The 15,920-nt window shown below is 67.6% G+C and carries 17 protein-coding genes and 5 tRNA genes; 1 reads left to right on the top strand and 21 read right to left on the bottom strand.

Annotated elements, in window-relative coordinates; all coding sequences use genetic code 11:
• Positions 1-143: 143 nt before the first annotated feature.
• The 21 genes from rplL to IHE47_RS10195 all read right to left on the bottom strand — a co-directional run bounded on the left by rplL (position 144) and on the right by IHE47_RS10195 (position 14,478).
• Positions 144-515: a 50S ribosomal protein L7/L12 gene (rplL, locus tag IHE47_RS10095; protein WP_131413565.1), complete on the bottom strand. Its 372-nt coding sequence runs from the start codon at positions 513-515 to the stop codon at positions 144-146.
• A gap of 46 nt (positions 516-561) precedes the next feature.
• Positions 562-1,095, bottom strand: coding sequence for a 50S ribosomal protein L10 (gene rplJ, locus IHE47_RS10100; protein WP_192105776.1), 534 nt, complete (start codon positions 1,093-1,095; stop codon positions 562-564).
• A 345-nt stretch (positions 1,096-1,440) separates the two neighbouring features.
• Positions 1,441-2,148 carry a 50S ribosomal protein L1 gene (rplA, locus tag IHE47_RS10105; RefSeq protein WP_192105777.1) on the bottom strand — a complete coding sequence of 236 codons (708 nt, stop codon included), beginning with the start codon at positions 2,146-2,148 and terminating at the stop codon, positions 1,441-1,443.
• Positions 2,149-2,151: 3 nt separating this feature from the next.
• Positions 2,152-2,580: a 50S ribosomal protein L11 gene (gene rplK, locus IHE47_RS10110; RefSeq protein ID WP_192105778.1), complete on the bottom strand. Its 429-nt coding sequence runs from the start codon at positions 2,578-2,580 to the stop codon at positions 2,152-2,154.
• Positions 2,581-2,769: 189 nt separating this feature from the next.
• On the bottom strand, positions 2,770-3,330 hold the full coding sequence (nusG, locus tag IHE47_RS10115) for a transcription termination/antitermination protein NusG (RefSeq protein WP_192105779.1): 561 nt from the start codon (positions 3,328-3,330) through the stop codon (positions 2,770-2,772).
• A 10-nt stretch (positions 3,331-3,340) separates the two neighbouring features.
• Positions 3,341-3,730, bottom strand: a complete 390-nt coding sequence (gene secE, locus IHE47_RS10120) for a preprotein translocase subunit SecE (protein WP_192105780.1) — start codon at positions 3,728-3,730, stop codon at positions 3,341-3,343.
• Positions 3,731-3,809: 79 nt separating this feature from the next.
• A tRNA-Trp gene (locus IHE47_RS10125) sits at positions 3,810-3,885 on the bottom strand.
• 88 nt (positions 3,886-3,973) lie between these two features.
• Entirely contained in the window at positions 3,974-5,164 is a 1,191-nt protein-coding gene (gene tuf, locus IHE47_RS10130) for an elongation factor Tu (protein WP_192105771.1), read from the bottom strand.
• Positions 5,165-5,225: 61 nt separating this feature from the next.
• Positions 5,226-5,301 (bottom strand) — tRNA-Thr (locus IHE47_RS10135).
• A gap of 176 nt (positions 5,302-5,477) precedes the next feature.
• Positions 5,478-5,551, bottom strand: a tRNA-Gly gene (locus IHE47_RS10140).
• A gap of 76 nt (positions 5,552-5,627) precedes the next feature.
• Positions 5,628-5,713, bottom strand: a tRNA-Tyr gene (locus IHE47_RS10145).
• 70 nt (positions 5,714-5,783) lie between these two features.
• Complete coding sequence (locus tag IHE47_RS10150; RefSeq protein ID WP_192105781.1) at positions 5,784-6,284, bottom strand: acyl-CoA thioesterase; 501 nt, start codon at positions 6,282-6,284, stop codon at positions 5,784-5,786.
• Between the two features lie 34 nt (positions 6,285-6,318).
• Entirely contained in the window at positions 6,319-6,816 is a 498-nt protein-coding gene (locus IHE47_RS10155; RefSeq protein WP_192105782.1) for a GNAT family N-acetyltransferase, read from the bottom strand.
• Between the two features lie 95 nt (positions 6,817-6,911).
• Positions 6,912-8,000 (bottom strand): redox-regulated ATPase YchF, encoded by a 1,089-nt coding sequence (gene ychF, locus IHE47_RS10160; protein WP_192105783.1) that lies wholly within the window; start codon positions 7,998-8,000, stop codon positions 6,912-6,914.
• Positions 8,001-8,096: 96 nt separating this feature from the next.
• The gene (pth, locus tag IHE47_RS10165; RefSeq protein ID WP_192105784.1) at positions 8,097-8,672 is read right to left on the bottom strand and encodes an aminoacyl-tRNA hydrolase; all 576 of its coding nucleotides are present in this window, start codon (positions 8,670-8,672) and stop codon (positions 8,097-8,099) included.
• A gap of 54 nt (positions 8,673-8,726) precedes the next feature.
• Entirely contained in the window at positions 8,727-9,386 is a 660-nt protein-coding gene (locus IHE47_RS10170) for a 50S ribosomal protein L25/general stress protein Ctc (RefSeq protein ID WP_192105785.1), read from the bottom strand.
• 176 nt (positions 9,387-9,562) lie between these two features.
• On the bottom strand, positions 9,563-10,504 hold the full coding sequence (locus IHE47_RS10175; RefSeq protein WP_192106072.1) for a ribose-phosphate diphosphokinase: 942 nt from the start codon (positions 10,502-10,504) through the stop codon (positions 9,563-9,565).
• A gap of 94 nt (positions 10,505-10,598) precedes the next feature.
• A tRNA-Gln gene (locus tag IHE47_RS10180) sits at positions 10,599-10,675 on the bottom strand.
• Between the two features lie 81 nt (positions 10,676-10,756).
• On the bottom strand, positions 10,757-12,145 hold the full coding sequence (gene ispE, locus IHE47_RS10185) for a 4-(cytidine 5'-diphospho)-2-C-methyl-D-erythritol kinase (protein ID WP_192105786.1): 1,389 nt from the start codon (positions 12,143-12,145) through the stop codon (positions 10,757-10,759).
• A 6-nt stretch (positions 12,146-12,151) separates the two neighbouring features.
• Entirely contained in the window at positions 12,152-12,763 is a 612-nt protein-coding gene (lolB, locus tag IHE47_RS10190) for a lipoprotein insertase outer membrane protein LolB (RefSeq protein ID WP_192105787.1), read from the bottom strand.
• Positions 12,760-14,478 (bottom strand): tetratricopeptide repeat protein, encoded by a 1,719-nt coding sequence (locus IHE47_RS10195; protein ID WP_192105788.1) that lies wholly within the window; start codon positions 14,476-14,478, stop codon positions 12,760-12,762. The genes lolB and IHE47_RS10195 overlap by 4 nt, the downstream gene beginning before the upstream one ends.
• Positions 14,479-14,625: 147 nt before the next feature.
• On the opposite strand from IHE47_RS10195, the gene hemA reads away from it, so the two are divergent.
• Positions 14,626-15,894 carry a glutamyl-tRNA reductase gene (gene hemA, locus IHE47_RS10200; protein ID WP_192105789.1) on the top strand — a complete coding sequence of 423 codons (1,269 nt, stop codon included), beginning with the start codon at positions 14,626-14,628 and terminating at the stop codon, positions 15,892-15,894.
• Positions 15,895-15,920 lie beyond the last annotated feature (26 nt).

A 15,920-nucleotide genomic window follows, 5' to 3' on the forward strand; every position in this document is an offset into this window, starting at 1 on the left:
CTGAATCGGGCGCAAGCGCCCGATTCACGGCGGGCCATCCTGGCCCGCGCGCCGCCCGACTCCTTAAGCGGCCAAAGCCCGGGGGCTTTCGCCCCCAGGCTTGGCTTGCGCTAAGTCAAACTGACGGCGCGCAAGAGCGCCGATTACTTCAGTTCGACCGTGGCGCCGGCAGCTTCGAGGTCCTTCTTGAACTTCGCAGCGTCTTCCTTCGAAGCGGCTTCCTTCACGACGCCACCGGCTTCGGTCAGGTCCTTCGCTTCCTTCAGGCCCAGGCCCGTGATGGCACGGACGGCCTTGATCACGTCGACCTTCTTGTCGCCGGCGCTCTTCAGGATCACGTCGAACTCGGTCTGCTCTTCGGCAGCCGGGCCGGCAGCGGCCGGGCCGGCGGCAACCATCACCGGGGCGGCGGCGGTCACGCCGAACTTCTCTTCGATGGCCTTCACCAGGTCCATCACTTCCATCAGCGACTTGGCGGCGACGGCTTCAACGATCTGTTCGTTGGTCAGGGACATTTTGATTTACCTTCTGGAAATTGATTCGATTGAGTAGACGGCGAACTTAGGCGGGCTCGGCCTCGGCCGGGGCTTCGGCGGCGACTTCGCCACCACCCTGCTTGTCGGCCACAGCCTTGACGACGCGGGCGAACATGGCGGCCGGCTCGGCCAGCACACGTGCCAGCATGGCCAGGGCCTGCTCGCGGGTCGGCAGCGATGCCAACACTTCGACGTGTTCAGCCGGCAGCAACTTGCCTTCCACCGAGACGACGCGCGCCTTCAGCTTGTCGTTGCCCTTGGCGAATTCCTTGATCAGGCGACCGGCAGCGCCGGGCTCCTCGGTCGAGAATGCGTACAGCAGCGGACCGGTCAGGGCGTCCTTGACGACCTCGAACTCGGTACCCACCACGGCGCGCGAAGCCAGCGTGTTCTTGACGACTTTCAGGAACACACCCGACTCACGGGCCTTCTTGCGCATCGCGGTCATCTGCTCGACCGTGGTGCCCGCATACTCGGCTGCGACCAAGGAGTGAGCCTTCGCTGCGACTTCTGCCAGCTCGGCGACTACTTCTTGCTTCTGCGAGAGATTCAGAGCCATATCACTCCTCCACTATGAAATCCGCTTACGGCTCCTGCCGCTTGCGGTCCTGAGCGACGCCATCCGTGACGTCGGGGACACGGGGTGTCCCGGGTGGTGGCCTTTCCAGAACAGATCAAACGATTCCAGAAGGGGCAGCACCATCTGCGCAGGCCGGATCCGCAAGGAACCCGATTAAGCGACCCCGCTGGCGACGACGGCGTTTCCATGCCAATACGAGCTCCCTGCTCGTCGCCGTCGCGCGCTGATCGCGCCTGCGGTCTTTGACGGCGGCTCCGGCTTGCAACCGGGGCTGCCCTCAAAAACGTGCCCGCACGGCGCATGGCCGTGCGGGACTTGAATGACTTACTTGGTCGCGATGGTCAGCGACGAGGCATCGACGGCGACGCCGACACCCATCGTGCTGGACAGGGCGACTTTCTGCAGGTACTGGCCCTTCGCCGTGGCCGGCTTGGCCTTCAGCAGGTCGGCAACCAGCGCGTTGAGGTTGTCGGCGAGCTGCGAGGCTTCGAAGGTGGCCTTGCCGATGGTGGCGTGGATGATGCCCGCCTTGTCGTTGCGGAACTTCACCTGGCCGGCCTTGGCGTTCTTCACCGCGGTGGCGACGTCGGCGGTGACCGAGCCGTCCTTCGGGTTCGGCATCAGGCCGCGCGGACCGAGCAACTGGCCCAGCTTGCCGACCACGCGCATCGCGTCCGGCGTGGCGATCACGCGACCGAAGTCGAGGTCGCCAGCCTGCATGCGCTCGGCCAGATCGTCCATGCCGACGGCGTCGGCACCGGCGGCCTTGGCGGCCTCGGCCTTCTCACCGGCCGGCACGAACACGGCGACCTTGACGGTCTTGCCGGTGCCATGCGGCAGCAGCGAGGAGCCGCGCACGCCCTGATCGGACTTCTTGGCGTCGATGCCGAGGCGCACGGCCACGTCGACGGATTCAGCGAACTTCGCCTTGGCGTTGTCCTTGACGATCTTCAGGGCCTCTTCGAGACCATAGACCTTGCCCGGCTGCACTGCGGCCTGGGCGGCCTTCATACGCTTGGTGATCTTTGCCATGTCTTAACCCTCCACCACCAGGCCCATGCTGCGCGCGCTACCGGCAATGGTGCGCACCGCGGCGTCCAGATCGGCAGCCGTCAGATCCGGCTCCTTCTGCTTCGCAACGTCTTCCAGCTGCTTGCGGGTGATCTTGCCGACCTTGTCGGTGTTCGGCTTCGATGAACCCTTGGCGACACCCGTGACCTTCTTGATCAGCACGGTGGCCGGCGGGGTCTTGGTGATGAAGGTGAAGCTGCGGTCGGAATACGCGGTGATGATGGTCGGGATCGGCAGACCCGGCTCCATCTTCTGCGTGGCGGCATTGAACGCCTTGCAGAATTCCATGATGTTCAGGCCGCGCTGGCCGAGGGCCGGGCCCACGGGCGGCGACGGGTTGGCCTGACCGGCCTTGACTTGCAGCTTGATGTAGCCGACTACTTTCTTTGCCATTGGATTTTCCTCGCGAGTTCAGGCGCCTTGCGGCTCCTCGCCATGCAACATCCCTGGTTGGGAGGGAAATCCGCATCCCGCGGATTCCTTGAAACACGGACACGCCGGGTCGAAAGACCCCGGCGGGAACCGTGCAGTATAAAGATTGACCAGCTTCCTAGCAAGCCCCATGCCGGGGCGTCGCGTGCCTCAGGCCTTTTCGACCTGGCCGAATTCCAGCTCCACCGGGGTGGAGCGGCCGAAAATCAGCACCGCCACGCGCAGGCGGCTCTTCTCGTAATTGACTTCCTCGACCACGCCGTTGAAGTCGTTGAACGGGCCGTCGGTGACTCGCACCATCTCGCCCGGCTCGAACAGCACCTTGGGCTTGGGCTTTTCCACGCCCTCGCGCACGCGGCTCAGGATGGTGTCGGCCTCGCTGTCGCGGATCGGCAGCGGGCGATCGGCGGTGCCGCCGATGAAACCCATCACCTTGGGGGTTTCCTTGACCAGGTGCCAGCACTCGTCGTCGATGCGCGGCGCCTTGCCCTCGGTGTTGGTCTCGATCTGCACCAGCACGTAGCCGGGGAAGAACTTGCGATCGCTGCGACGCTTCTGGCCGCCGCGCATCTCGATCACTTCCTCGGTGGGCACCAGCACTTCGCCGAACCTCTCCTCCATCCCGGCGCGCTGGATGCGCTCGGAAAGTGCCCGGCGGACCTGGTTCTCGAAGCCCGAATAGGCGTGCACCACATACCAACGCTTGCTCATGGTTTGGGCCTCAAAGCTTCAGCAGCCAGTCGAGAATGACTGTCTTCAGGAACAGATCGATCAGGCCCAGCAACAGGGCGAGCACGATGACCACGACGATGATGATGCCGGTGGTCTTGATCGTCTCGTCGCGCGTCGGCCAGACCACCTTGCGCATCTCGAACTGCGATTCGGCGAGGAAGTGCCGCACGCGGCGCCCCAGCGCGGTGAACGCAGCGATGGCCAGCGCAACCACCAGTGCCGCCAGCACGCCCAGCAGGCGCACCACCGGCGGCACGCTGGCGTCGTTGCCGAACCACGAATACGCGACGATGCCAGCCGCCAGAATCACGGCGGCCAGCACCAGCTTGGCGATATCGGCGGCGGTCGTGCCCTTGGGCTGTTCTGCCTTGGTATTCATGCGCAGTCTGCGGATGTCATCGGCAACCAGATGCGCGGAGCATCCGTTTGCCGCCATCCGTCATCGATCCTCGGAGAGATGGCACGCCAGGAGGGACTCGAACCCCCAACCTGCGGTTTTGGAGACCGCTGCTCTGCCAATTGAGCTACTGGCGTATCTTGAAACGGGAGACGGGATCCGGGCCTCGGAAGCCGGGAGCGCGTTGCCGCGCCGCCGAATCCCGCACCCGGATCCCGCAGGGTATTACTTGATGACCTTGGCCACCACGCCGGCGCCGACGGTGCGGCCGCCTTCGCGGATCGCGAAACGCAGGCCCTGGTCCATCGCAATCGGGTGGATCAGGCTCACCACCATCTTGATGTTGTCGCCCGGCATGACCATCTCCACGCCTTCCGGCAGCTCGATCGCACCGGTCACGTCCGTCGTGCGGAAGTAGAACTGCGGACGGTAGCCCTTGAAGAACGGGGTATGACGGCCGCCTTCGTCCTTCGACAGCACGTACACCTCGGCCTCGAAGTCCGTGTGCGGGGTGATCGTGCCCGGCTTCGCCAGCACCTGGCCGCGCTCCACGTCGTCACGCTTCAGGCCGCGCAGCAGCAGACCCGCGTTGTCGCCCGCCTGGCCCTGGTCCAGCAGCTTGCGGAACATTTCCACGCCGGTCACGGTGGTCTTCTGGGTCGGACGGATGCCCACCACTTCGATTTCGTCACCGACCTTGATCACGCCACGCTCGATACGGCCGGTCACCACGGTGCCGCGGCCCGAGATCGAGAACACGTCTTCCACCGGCATCAGGAACGGCTGGTCGATCGCACGCTGCGGCTCCGGAATGTACGTGTCCAGCGCGTCCACCAGCGAGATGATCGCCGGCACGCCGATCTCCGACTGGTCGCCTTCCAGCGCCAGCTTCGCCGAACCCTTGATGATCGGGGTGTCGTCGCCCGGAAAGTCGTACTTCGACAGCAGCTCGCGCACTTCCATCTCGACCAGCTCGAGCAGCTCGGCGTCGTCCACCATGTCGGCCTTGTTCAGGAACACGACGATGTACGGCACGCCCACCTGGCGGCTGAGCAGGATGTGTTCGCGCGTCTGCGGCATCGGGCCGTCCGCGGCCGAGCACACCAGGATCGCGCCGTCCATCTGCGCCGCACCCGTGATCATGTTCTTCACGTAGTCGGCGTGGCCCGGGCAGTCCACGTGCGCGTAGTGGCGGCTCGGCGATTCGTACTCGACGTGCGCGGTCGAGATCGTGATGCCGCGCGCCTTCTCTTCCGGCGCCGCGTCGATCGCGTCGTAGGCCTTGAATTCGCCGCCGAAGCGCTCCGCACCGACCTTCGTCAGCGCCGCCGTCAGCGTCGTCTTGCCGTGGTCCACGTGACCAATCGTGCCCACGTTCACGTGGGGCTTGGTGCGCTCGAACTTGCCCTTTGCCATGACCAGAATCCCGGTGGAGTCAGTGAGAGGAAAACCGCCCGGAACGGGCGAGCAACAAAGATGGTGCTCATGACTGGAATCGAACCAGCGACCTCTTCCTTACCAAGGAAGTGCTCTACCGACTGAGCTACATGAGCGAAGACTTTCGGCCGTCCTCCATGACGGCGAAGAACAAACCGGCATCCTGCCGGACTCTTCAAATTCAGCCATCCTCCATGATGGCGAAGCACAAGACCGGCATCCTGCCGGACCTTTCAAGAAAGCGCGCGACCTGTTGCAGTCAGCGACGAATCTTTCGTGACAGGACATTCAATGGAGCGGGAGACGGGAATCGAACCCGCACCATCAGCTTGGAAGGCTGAGGTTCTACCATTGAACTACTCCCGCCCTGCGCGGAGCCCGTTGCCAGGGTCGGCCGAACCGGCCTGGCGAACCAGCCCAATCGCAAGCTGCGCGAATCGACTGGTGGAGGGAGGTGGATTCGAACCACCGAAGGCGTAAGCCAGCAGATTTACAGTCTGCCCCCGTTGGCCGCTTGGGTATCCCTCCAACAAAGAACGCGTATTGTGTGGATCGCCCCGCCGACTGTCAACACCTGCGGCGCATCGCGAACCCGATTTCAGCCGGAATTCTGCGGACCTTCGTCGGCCTGCACGTCGACCAGGCGCTCCATCTCGCGCGACAACTCCTGCAAGCGCCGCGCATGCGCCTGCAGCTTGCGCTCGCCGTCGTCGCGCGGCTCCCAGTGCGGCACCGGCGTGGGCTTGCCGTCGGGGGCGTCCAGCGCCACGAACACCATCACGCAACTGGTCGCCAGGCGCTGCTCGTTCTTGCGCAGGTCGCTGGCCAGCACGTCCACCGCCAGGTGCATGCTGGAGGTGCCGGTGTGGATCAGCCTCGCCCGCACCGTGACCAGGTCGCCGATCAGGATCGGCGCCACGAACTGGATCCCGCTGACCGAGACCGTGACGCAATACGCCCCGCTCCACGCCACCGCGCAGGCGTAACCGGCCTGGTCGATCCACTTCATCGCCATGCCGCCATGCACCTTGCCGCCGAAGTTGACGTCGGTGGGCTGGGCGAGGAAACGGAAAGTGACTTCGTGCTGCTGGCCTGGCATGCGTACTCCGATCACCGCGGCGGGAAAAGCCGCATTATGCCCGCCGGCCGCGCATCGGGATGCGCTTCAGTTCCATCGGCGTGGTGAGCACGCCACTCGGCGACAGGCGCTCCGGCCCGGTGGCCACGAATCCCAGCCTCCGGTATGCCGGCACCGCACAGCGCGAGGCATTGAGCGTGAAACGGCGCGTGCCGGCCCGATGCACCGCATCGGCCATCGCACGCCGCCACAAGCGCCGCGCGATGCCGTGTCCGTGGTAGCGGGTACTGACGAAGAGCTGGGTGAGATGGCTGTCGTCGCGCATTGTCGCCACCCCCACCAGGGTGTCCCCGAGCCAGGCGAGATGGAAGCGATGCCCCTCTTCCATGTGCCTGCGCTGGACTGCCGCGCCTTGCCGCGACAGCAGCGCCAGCCCGGCCTCGCGCGGCTGGTCGGGCAGGATCCAGCGTCGCGTCATGCGACGCACCAGCATGCCCACCGCGCGCGCGTCGCCGGGCCGACCCAGCCTGATGCTCAATGCCGCCTTTGCCATGCCCCGCCCCGCGCGTCGCCTTGCCGAACGGCGCGCATCCTTGCACGGAATGAGGCTGTTGGCGCATGCCGTCCGCGCGATGCGGACGGCATGGATCAGACGTTGAACAGGAAATGCAGCACGTCGCCGTCCTTGACCACGTAGTCCTTGCCTTCCTTGCGCAGGCGGCCCGCATCGGCGGCGCCCTTCTCGCCCTTGTACTGGATGAAGTCGTCGTAGGAGACGGTTTCGGCGCGGATGAAGCCGCGCTCGAAGTCGGTGTGGATCACGCCGGCGGCCTGCGGCGCGGTATAGCCGCGCTTGATGGTCCAGGCGCGCACTTCCTTCACGCCGGCGGTGAAATAGGTCTGCAGGTCGAGCAGCCTGTAGCCGGCGCGGATCACGCGGTTGAGGCCCGGCTCGTCCAGGCCCAGGTCCTTGAGGAACTCGTCGCGATCGGCGTCGTCGAGCTGGGCCAGCTCCTCCTCGATGGCGGCGCACACCGGCACCACCTCGGCGCCCTCCTCGGCGGCGCGCGCACGCACGGCATCGAGATGCGGGTTGTTCTCGAAGCCGTCTTCCAGCACGTTGGCGATGTACATCAGCGGCTTCAGCGTGAGCAGGAACAGGTCGCGCACCAGCGCCTTTTCCTCGTCATCCAGCTTCACGCTGCGCGCCGACCTGCCCTCGTTGAGCGCGACGGCGAGCTTCTGCAGCACCGGCTTCTTCGCCAGTGCTTCCTTGTCGTTGGCCTTGGCCGCGCGCTCGGCGCGGTTCAGCGCCTTCTCCACCGATTCCAGGTCGGCCAGCGCCAGCTCGGTGTCGATGGTCTCGATGTCGGCGATCGGATCGACCTTGCCGGCCACGTGGATCACGTCGCCCTCGAAGCAGCGCACCACGTGGGTGATCGCGTCCACCTCGCGGATGTGCGCGAGGAACTTGTTGCCCAGGCCCTCGCCCTTCGACGCGCCGGCGACCAGGCCGGCGATGTCCACGAACTCCACCGCGGTCGGGATCACCTTCTGCGGATTGACGATGGCCGACAGCGCATTGAGCCGCAGGTCAGGCACCGGCACCACGCCCACGTTCGGCTCGATGGTGCAGAACGGGAAGTTCGCCGCGGCGATGCCGGCCTTGGTCAGCGCGTTGAACAGGGTGGATTTGCCGACGTTGGGCAAGCCGACGATGCCGCATTTGATGCCCATTTTTTGCTCCGGGATTCGTGATTTGGGATTCGGGATTCGGAAGAGCGGGACCGCCATGCTTCTGACGAATCCCGAATCCCGTATCCCGAATCCCGGCTATTTCGTATGCAACCGCTGCATGGCCTTGTCGAACTGCCCCTCGACCGCCAGCGGCAGCACGTCCAGCGCGCGCGCGACGCCGTCAAGGATGGCGTCCTCGTCCTGCGCCGAGGGGCGTCCGAGCACCCAGGGTGTGACCTTGTCCTTGTGGCCGGGATGGCCGATGCCGATGCGCAGGCGGTGGAACCTGCCGTGGCCGAGGTGGGCCACGATGTCGCGCAGGCCGTTCTGGCCGCCGTGGCCGCCGTCGAACTTCATCCGCACGGTGCCCGCATCGAGATCCAGCTCGTCGTGCGCCACCAGGCACTCGTCCGGCTCGATCTTGTAGTAGCGCAGCGCGGAAGCCACCGCGATGCCGCTCTTGTTCATGAAGGTGGCGGGCTTGAGCAGCCACACCGGCTCGCCGGCGATGCGCAGCTTGCAGGTCTCGCCGTGCAGCTTGCCGTCGAAGCCCCAGCGCCCGTCCTGCCCCGCCGCGAGGGCGTCAACAAACCAGAACCCGGCGTTGTGCCGGGTTCGGAGGTATTCGGCACCGGGATTGCCCAGCCCGACGATGAGTCGCAGACCCGCCATGACGGCAAGCAAGCGCACACGTCCCGCGCCCGGACGGGCGCGGGACGCAGCGGCTTACTTCTTGTCCTTGGCCGGGGCGGCGGGCTTCGCTTCCGCGGCCGGAGCGGCTTCGGCAGGCACTTCCTCGACCTCTTCCTTCACCGCGTTCGCGGTGACCACCGTGGTGTCGTGGTCGGCACCCAGGTGCAGCGCCACGATCTCCACGCCCTTCGGCAGCTTCAGCTGCGACAGGTGGATGATGTCGCCGGGCTTCAGGTCGGCCAGGTCGAGTTCGATGAACTCCGGCAGGTCCTTCGGCAGGCAGGAGATTTCCACTTCCGTCAGGTTGTGCGAGATCACCACGCCGGAGGTCTTGGCGGCAGCGGACTTTTCCTGGTTGAGGAAGTGCAGCGGCACGTTCACGCGGATGGCGTGGTTCTCGTCGATGCGCAGGAAATCCATGTGCATCATCTGCTGCTTGAACGGGTGCTTCTGCCAGTCGCGCACCAGCACCTTCTGCACCTTGCCGTCGACGTTCAGGTCGAGCACGGAGGAAAAGAACCACTCGTGCTTGGCGGCGAGCAGGATGGTGTTGTGCTCGATCTGGATGCTCTGCGGGGGCTGGCCTGCGCCATAGACGACGGCCGGCACGTAGGCCGCACGACGCAGGCGGCGGCTCGCACCTTTCCCCTCGTCCTTGCGGCTCTCGGCCTTGATTTCATGAGTCTGTGCCATTTCTTTTACTACCTTTGGAGTGATCCACCTTGCGGCGGTTGAGTGACTCCCCCGCGACCAGGGGAGTCGTTGGATCGGGATTCGGGAGACGGGATTCGGGATTCGGTAGAGCGGCGAGGCGCGAGCCCTTGGCTTTTCCGAATCCCGAATCCCGAATTCCGAATCCCGGCGTTCAATCAATCGATGTACAGCGAACTCACCGATTCGCCGAAGGCGACGCGGCGGATCGTCTCGGCCAGCAGCTCGGCCACCGACAGCACGCGGATCTTCGCGTTGGCCTTCGCCTCGGCGCTGAGCGGCAGCGTGTTGGTGACCACCAGCTGGTCGAGCTGGGAATTCTCCAGGTTGCTCATCGCCGCGCCGGACAGCACCGGGTGCACGCAATAGGCCACCACCTTCTTCGCGCCGCGCTCCTTCAGCGCCGCGGCCGCGGCGCACAGCGTGCCGGCGGTGTCGACGATGTCATCCACCATCACGCAGGTCTTGCCCGCGACGTCGCCGATGATGTTCATCACCGTGGCCACGTTGGCCTTGGGGCGGCGCTTGTCGATGATCGCCAGGTCGGCGTCATCCAGCCGCTTGGCCAGCGCGCGGGCGCGCACCACGCCGCCCACGTCCGGGCTGACCACGATCAGGTCGTCCATGCTGTGGTTGCGCCAGATGTCGGCCAGCAGCACCGGCGAGGCGTAGACGTTGTCCACCGGGATGTCGAAGAAACCCTGGATCTGCTCGGCATGCAGATCCACCGTGACCACGCGGTCGATGCCGGCCGTGCCGATCATCTTGGCCACCAGCTTCGCGGTGATCGGCACGCGCGCCGAACGCGGGCGGCGGTCCTGCCGCGCATAGCCGAAGTACGGGATCACCGCGGTGACGCGGGCGGCGGAGGCGCGCTTCAGCGCGTCGGCCAGCGCCAGCAACTCGACCAGGTTCTTCGCGCTCGGCGCGCCCGTGGGCTGCAGCACGAACACTTCCTGGTTGCGCACGTTCTCCTCGATCTCGATCTGCACCTCGCCGTCGCTGAAGGTGCTGACCAGGACCTTGCCCAGCGGCACGCCCAGGCGATGCGCGACCTCCTCGGCGAGACGGGGATGCGCGTTGCCGGCAAACAGCATCATCGGGCTGGAACTGTCCACGCGTGCATTCCTCGGAGTGCGATGAAGGTGCGAGAGTCTGGGTAGTGCAGGATTCCGCCACCCAGATTCCCTAGAGTGGCTGGGGCGGAAGGATTCGAACCTTCGCATGCAGGAATCAAAATCCTGTGCCTTAACCAGCTTGGCGACGCCCCAGTGATTGATCCCGATGGGCCGCCTTCCTGGCGATCCATCGGAGCGACCACTCCTGTGGTTCGCCTGTCGCTGCTCCGGCCGTCAGGGCCGGTTCGGGCCGCCTTCATGGCGACCCCATGCCTCATGCAAGGGCGAAACCGCGACGCCGGTGGCCACGTGGGCCGTGAACGCCGCGGGGCAACGATCCGCGATGGCCTGCGCCTGTTCCCGCGAGCGCAGCTCCAGGAACACGCAACCGCCGCTGCCGGAAAGCCTTGCCGGACCGTACTGGCCCAGCCAATCCAGCGCCGCCGCCACGCGCGGATGGCGCTCGCGCACCACCGATGTGAAGGCGTTCTCCGTCGTTTCGCCCGAAACAAAGGATGAAATTGTCGCCCGGGGCGCATTTCGTGTCAATTCAGGCGCTTGAAACAGCGCCGCGGTGGGCACGTGCTCATGCGGGTCGAGCACCACGTAATGCCGCCGCGGCAGCGCCAGCGGGGTGAGCCGCTCGCCCACGCCCTCGGCCCAGGCCGAACGGCCGCGCACGAAGACCGGCACGTCGGCACCCAGTTGCCGGCCCAGTTCCGCCAGCGCGTCCTCGTCCAGCCCGCAACCCCACAGGTGGTTCAGCGCCACCAGCACGGTGGCCGCGTCCGAGCTGCCGCCGCCCAGGCCGCCGCCCATCGGGATACGCTTTTCCAGCTCGATGTCCGCACCCAGCGTGCCATCCGAGCGTTCGCGCAGCAGCCACGCGGCGCGCACCACCAGGTCGTCCTGTTCGGGCACGCCGGGCACGTCGCTGACGCGGCGGATCACGCCATCCGTGCGCACGCGCAGGCGCAGCCCGTCGCCCCAGTCGAGCAGGCGGAACACGGTCTGCAGCTCGTGGTAGCCGTCGGCGCGACGGCCGGTGATGCGCAGGAACAGGTTGAGCTTGGCCGGCGCCGGCCAGCGCGTCCAGCCGCGGGGCGAAGCCTGCAGGCGGCGGCGCATGTAGACGCGCAGGTGCATGGGAAAGCCGCGCGCGCGGTCGTGCGCATCGTGTTCCGCCAGCGCCGGCGTGTAGCGCGCCGGATCGATGGCCTCGAAACCGTGGCGCGCATAGAACGGGGCATTCCACGGCACGTCCGCGAGCGTGCCCAGCACCACCGACGGATAGCCCGACTCGGCCGCCCACGCGCAGGCGTGCTCCAGCAGCGCCGCGCCGATGCCGCGCCGGCCGTGGCTGGGCAGCACGTCGATCTCGGCGATGCCCACTTCGCCGTCCTCGACCGCCACGCCCACGAAGCCCACGGCACGACCCTCCCCGTCCTGCGCCACCCACACGTGCCCGGCAGCCGTTGCCTCGAGCAGGGCCTGCACATCCATGGGCGCGGCCGCGTAGGACGGCCACGCGGGATGGCCGCGGAACAGTTCCTGCGCCGCGCGCTCGATGTCGCGCAGCGCGTCGGCCTGGTCGAGGCGGGCGGGAGCGATGGTGAAACTCATGGGGCCTTACCGGATCGTCCAGCTCTCCACCGACAGCCGCACCTTGTACGGCGGCCGCGAGGCGAAGATGGTGGTGGGCAGCGGCGGCTGGCGCGTGCTGTCCCAGGCGCGGTAGTCCACCGACCAGCCGTCCTGCGTGAGCAGCGAGGGCAGGCGGTTGTCGCCGAACGCCAGCTCGGCGGGGCCGCTGTCGGCGCGCAGGCCCAGCACCCAGGCGCGCAGGTCGTGCAGCGGCACGGTCCAGCCCAGCGCATGCTGCATCAGCGCCTCCGCGTCGGGGCCGTGCAGGGGACCGCCATTCACGCCTTCCAGGGTGGCGCCGTCGGGACCGCCGCTGAGGCGGAAGTCCGCGCCGCTGAGGGCCGGCCCATGCAGCACGAATTCGTAGCGATCGCCGTCCTGCGTCCAGGCAAGGCTGCCGCTGCCGCCGGCATGGCCGTCGGAAACGCCCAGCCGTCCCTGCAGGGTCCAGTGGTCGGCGTGGGCCAGCGCGTGCTCGCGTTCGAGCTGTGCATTGAGCAGGGACGCGTCGCCCTTGATGCGCAACGCCTGCTGCGGCACGCAGGCGGCCAGCAGCAGCGGCAGGGCCGCCGCGAGGAACCGGAAATGTCGCTTCATGGATTCAACCGTTTGAGGGTGTCCTGCAGGCTGGCGTTGTGCGGATCCATCCTGCGCACGGCATCGAACACCCGTTGCGCGCCCTGGCGGTCGCCCTGCTTCCACAGCACCTCGCCGAGGTGCACGCCGATGTCGGCGTCCTTGCCGGCCTGCCACGCGCTGCGCAGCGACTGCACCGCCTGGTCGAGGTGGCCCAGCCGGTACTGCACCCAGCCCCACGAGTCGGCGATGGCCGGATCGTTCGGTCGCGCCGCGCGCGCCTTGGCGATCAACCGCGCCGCCTCGGGGAGGTCGCGGTCCGCGTCGGCCAGGGTGAAGCCCAGCGCATTGCTGGCGTCGATGTCGTCGGGCTTGAGCTTGAGCAGGCTGCGGAAATCCTGCACGGCGGGGTCGATCTGCCCGGCGCTGGCATAGGCGAGCCCGCGGCCATACAGCAGGCCCGGGTCGTTCGGCGCCACCTGCAGCGCGCGGGTGAAGGCGTCGACGGCCCGCGGGTAGCTCTGCTCCTGCATGTAGATCTCGGCATCGAGCTCCCAGGCCTGGCGCAGCTGCTTCGGCTGGTCGAGATAGTCCATCTCCATCTGGCCGAGCAGCTCGTGCGCCTCGGCGCCCTTGCCCTGCGCCTGCAGCAGCACGGCGCTGCGCAGGTCGGCGTCGAAGGCATGCGGATCGTCGTCGCCGACCTGGTTGTACCAGGCCAGGGCCTCGGCATCGCGATGCTGCATCTCGGCCAGCTGGCCGAGCAGGAAGGCGTTCTGCGTGCGCACGTCGGGCGCGGCCTGCTGCAACTGGCGGTACAGCGCGGCAAGCGCCTTGGCGTCCTTGCCGTGCGCGGCGAGCGCGGCGCGCAACTGGTAGGTGTCGGCGCTCTGCGGACCGTGCTCCAGCACCCTGGCGGCCGCCGCGTCGTCGCCGGACTCGCTGAGCAGGCTGGCGTAGACCAGGCGCAGGCGCGTGTCGTCCGGCAACCTGGCGTTCGCCTGCTGCAGCAGCGCGAGCGCCCCCTTGGTGTCGCCGCTGCCGGCCTTCATCTGCGCCGACCAGACATAGACCTCGGCGGCGTCGGGGAAGCGGGCCATGGCGGCATCCGCGATCCGCTGCGCATAGGCGTGCCGGCCCAGCTTGTCGCCCAGCTCGCTCATCGCCAGCCAGGCCTGCGGGTCGGCGGGCAGGCGCTGCGGCGTCGCCAGCGCTTCCAGCAGTTGCCCGGCCTGCGCCTGGTCGCGCGCGGCCACCAGCGCCTGGCCGAAGCTGCGCCATGCGTTCTTGTCGCGGCCGTCGGTGAGTATCCGCAGCTGGCGCTGCGCCTCGAGCGTGTCGCCGCGGTCCAGCGCGAGCTGCGCGCGCGCCTGCGCCATCGCCGCCGGCTTGGCGCCCAGCGACTGCCAGCGATCCAGCGCGCGGCTGGCCGCGTCGTCGTCGTGCACCGCGATCGCCAGCGCCGCGGCGCGCTCGGCCACGCCGGGATCGGTGCTGATCGCCATGGCCTTGCCGTAATGCAGCGCGGCGGACTTCAGGTCGGAATGGCCCAGCGCCATTTCGCCGGCCATCAGCTGCGCGAGCAGGTCGTGCTCCGCATCCGGCGTCGCCACCACCAGGTGCGCCAGCGGCTGGGGCGTGGACGCGGGCGCCGGCCCGGCGGCCGGCTTGAGCGGCGCCTGGGCGCAGCCGGCCAGCCCGAGCATCAGCGTGACGGCTGCCGTAAAATGCCGCATCTGCTTGAATCCACAACGCCTGCTTCGCACACTGACCACCGTCTGTCCGTCACGTCTGCACACACGCCACACCGTGTCCGATTCCACGGCGCCTCGACGACAAGCTTAGCCTACGCCGCCTGACTACCGCCGGACCTCCGTCACCGCATGCCGCTGATCGCTCTAGGGCTCAACCACCTCACCGCGCCGGTCGCCCTGCGCGAGCAAGTGGCGTTCGATCCCGAAGCCACCGCCGCCGCCCTGCATGAATTGCAGCGCGAACCCGGCGTGGAGGAAGCGCTGATCCTGTCCACCTGCAACCGCACCGAGCTTTACGTGAGCGTGGCCGCCGGCGCCGAGCAGTTGCCGCAGGCCTGGCTGGGCCGCCACCACCGGCTGGCTCCCGGCAAGCTGGACGAGTTCCTCTACCGCCACGACGAACAGGACGCTGCACGCCACCTGTTCCGCGTCGCCACCGGGCTGGACTCGATGGTGCTGGGCGAACCGCAGATCCTCGGCCAGGTGAAGGACGCCTACCAGCTCGCGCGCGAGGCGAACGCGCTGAAGGCACCGCTGGACCGCCTGCTGCAGCACACCTTCGCGGTGGCCAAGCGCGTGCGCACGGAAACCCGCATCGGCGCGCACACCGTGTCGGTGGCGTTCACCGCGGTGCGCCTCGCCGAGCAGGTGTTCGCCGACCTGCGCGAGGCCTGCGTGCTGCTGATCGGCGCCGGCGACACCATCGAACTGGCCGCGCGCCACCTTGCCGACAAGCAGGCGCGCCGGCTGATCGTGGCCAACCGCACGCTGGAAACCGCGCAGGACCTGGCCCAGCGCTACGGCGGCTACGCGATTGCGCTGGCCGACCTGCCGCAGCACCTGGCCGAAGCCGACATCGTGATTTCCTCCACCGCCGCACGCACGCCCGTGGTCACCCGCGCGATGGTGGAGAAGGCGCTGGCCACGCGCCGGCGCAAGCCGATGTTCATGGTGGACATCGCGGTGCCGCGCGACATCGAGCCGGCCGTGGCCGAACTGCCCGACGTCTACCTCTACGGCATCGACGACCTGCAGCAGGTGATCGACGACAACCGCCGCTCGCGCGCCGCCGCCGCCCGCGAGGCCGACGCCATCATCGACCTGCAGGTGGACCGCTACATGGCCTGGCGCCGCGCGCTCGGCGTGCGCAACCCCGCGCTGGACCTGCGCCAGCATGCCGAGGTCTACCGCGACGAAGTGCTGGAGAAGGCCCGCGCCATGCTCGCGCGCGGCAAGTCGCCCGACGAGGCGCTGGGCTTCCTCGCCCACACGCTCACCAACAAGCTGCTGCACCACCCCAGCGCGCGGCTGCGCGAGGCGACGCTCTCCGGCGACCTCGACCTGCTGCATGCGGCTGGGCGCCTGTACGGACTCGACGAGCAAGACCCCGACCTGTAGAGCGCACCCTGTGCGCGATGGCTCTG

It is taken from the genome of Rhodanobacter sp. DHB23 (genome assembly GCF_014842975.1).
In the GTDB taxonomy this organism is placed as follows: Bacteria; Pseudomonadota; Gammaproteobacteria; order Xanthomonadales; family Rhodanobacteraceae; genus Rhodanobacter_A.

Coding starts and splice junctions, on each gene's coding strand:
- ychF (WP_192105783.1), bottom strand. CDS start 8,000: ATGGGCATCAAATGCGGCATCGTCGGCTTGCCCAACGTCGGCAAATCC.
- rplL (WP_131413565.1), bottom strand. CDS start 515: ATGTCCCTGACCAACGAACAGATCGTTGAAGCCGTCGCCGCCAAGTCG.
- hemA (WP_192105789.1), top strand. CDS start 14,626: ATGCCGCTGATCGCTCTAGGGCTCAACCACCTCACCGCGCCGGTCGCC.
- rplA (WP_192105777.1), bottom strand. CDS start 2,148: ATGGCAAAGATCACCAAGCGTATGAAGGCCGCCCAGGCCGCAGTGCAG.
- rplK (WP_192105778.1), bottom strand. CDS start 2,580: ATGGCAAAGAAAGTAGTCGGCTACATCAAGCTGCAAGTCAAGGCCGGT.
- lolB (WP_192105787.1), bottom strand. CDS start 12,763: ATGAAGCGACATTTCCGGTTCCTCGCGGCGGCCCTGCCGCTGCTGCTG.
- pth (WP_192105784.1), bottom strand. CDS start 8,672: ATGGCGGGTCTGCGACTCATCGTCGGGCTGGGCAATCCCGGTGCCGAA.
- IHE47_RS10150 (WP_192105781.1), bottom strand. CDS start 6,284: ATGCCAGGCCAGCAGCACGAAGTCACTTTCCGTTTCCTCGCCCAGCCC.
- ispE (WP_192105786.1), bottom strand. CDS start 12,145: ATGAGTTTCACCATCGCTCCCGCCCGCCTCGACCAGGCCGACGCGCTG.
- secE (WP_192105780.1), bottom strand. CDS start 3,730: ATGAATACCAAGGCAGAACAGCCCAAGGGCACGACCGCCGCCGATATC.
- IHE47_RS10195 (WP_192105788.1), bottom strand. CDS start 14,478: ATGCGGCATTTTACGGCAGCCGTCACGCTGATGCTCGGGCTGGCCGGC.
- IHE47_RS10170 (WP_192105785.1), bottom strand. CDS start 9,386: ATGGCACAGACTCATGAAATCAAGGCCGAGAGCCGCAAGGACGAGGGG.
- IHE47_RS10155 (WP_192105782.1), bottom strand. CDS start 6,816: ATGGCAAAGGCGGCATTGAGCATCAGGCTGGGTCGGCCCGGCGACGCG.
- tuf (WP_192105771.1), bottom strand. CDS start 5,164: ATGGCAAAGGGCAAGTTCGAGCGCACCAAGCCCCACGTGAACGTGGGC.
- nusG (WP_192105779.1), bottom strand. CDS start 3,330: ATGAGCAAGCGTTGGTATGTGGTGCACGCCTATTCGGGCTTCGAGAAC.
- IHE47_RS10175 (WP_192106072.1), bottom strand. CDS start 10,504: ATGATGCTGTTTGCCGGCAACGCGCATCCCCGTCTCGCCGAGGAGGTC.
- rplJ (WP_192105776.1), bottom strand. CDS start 1,095: ATGGCTCTGAATCTCTCGCAGAAGCAAGAAGTAGTCGCCGAGCTGGCA.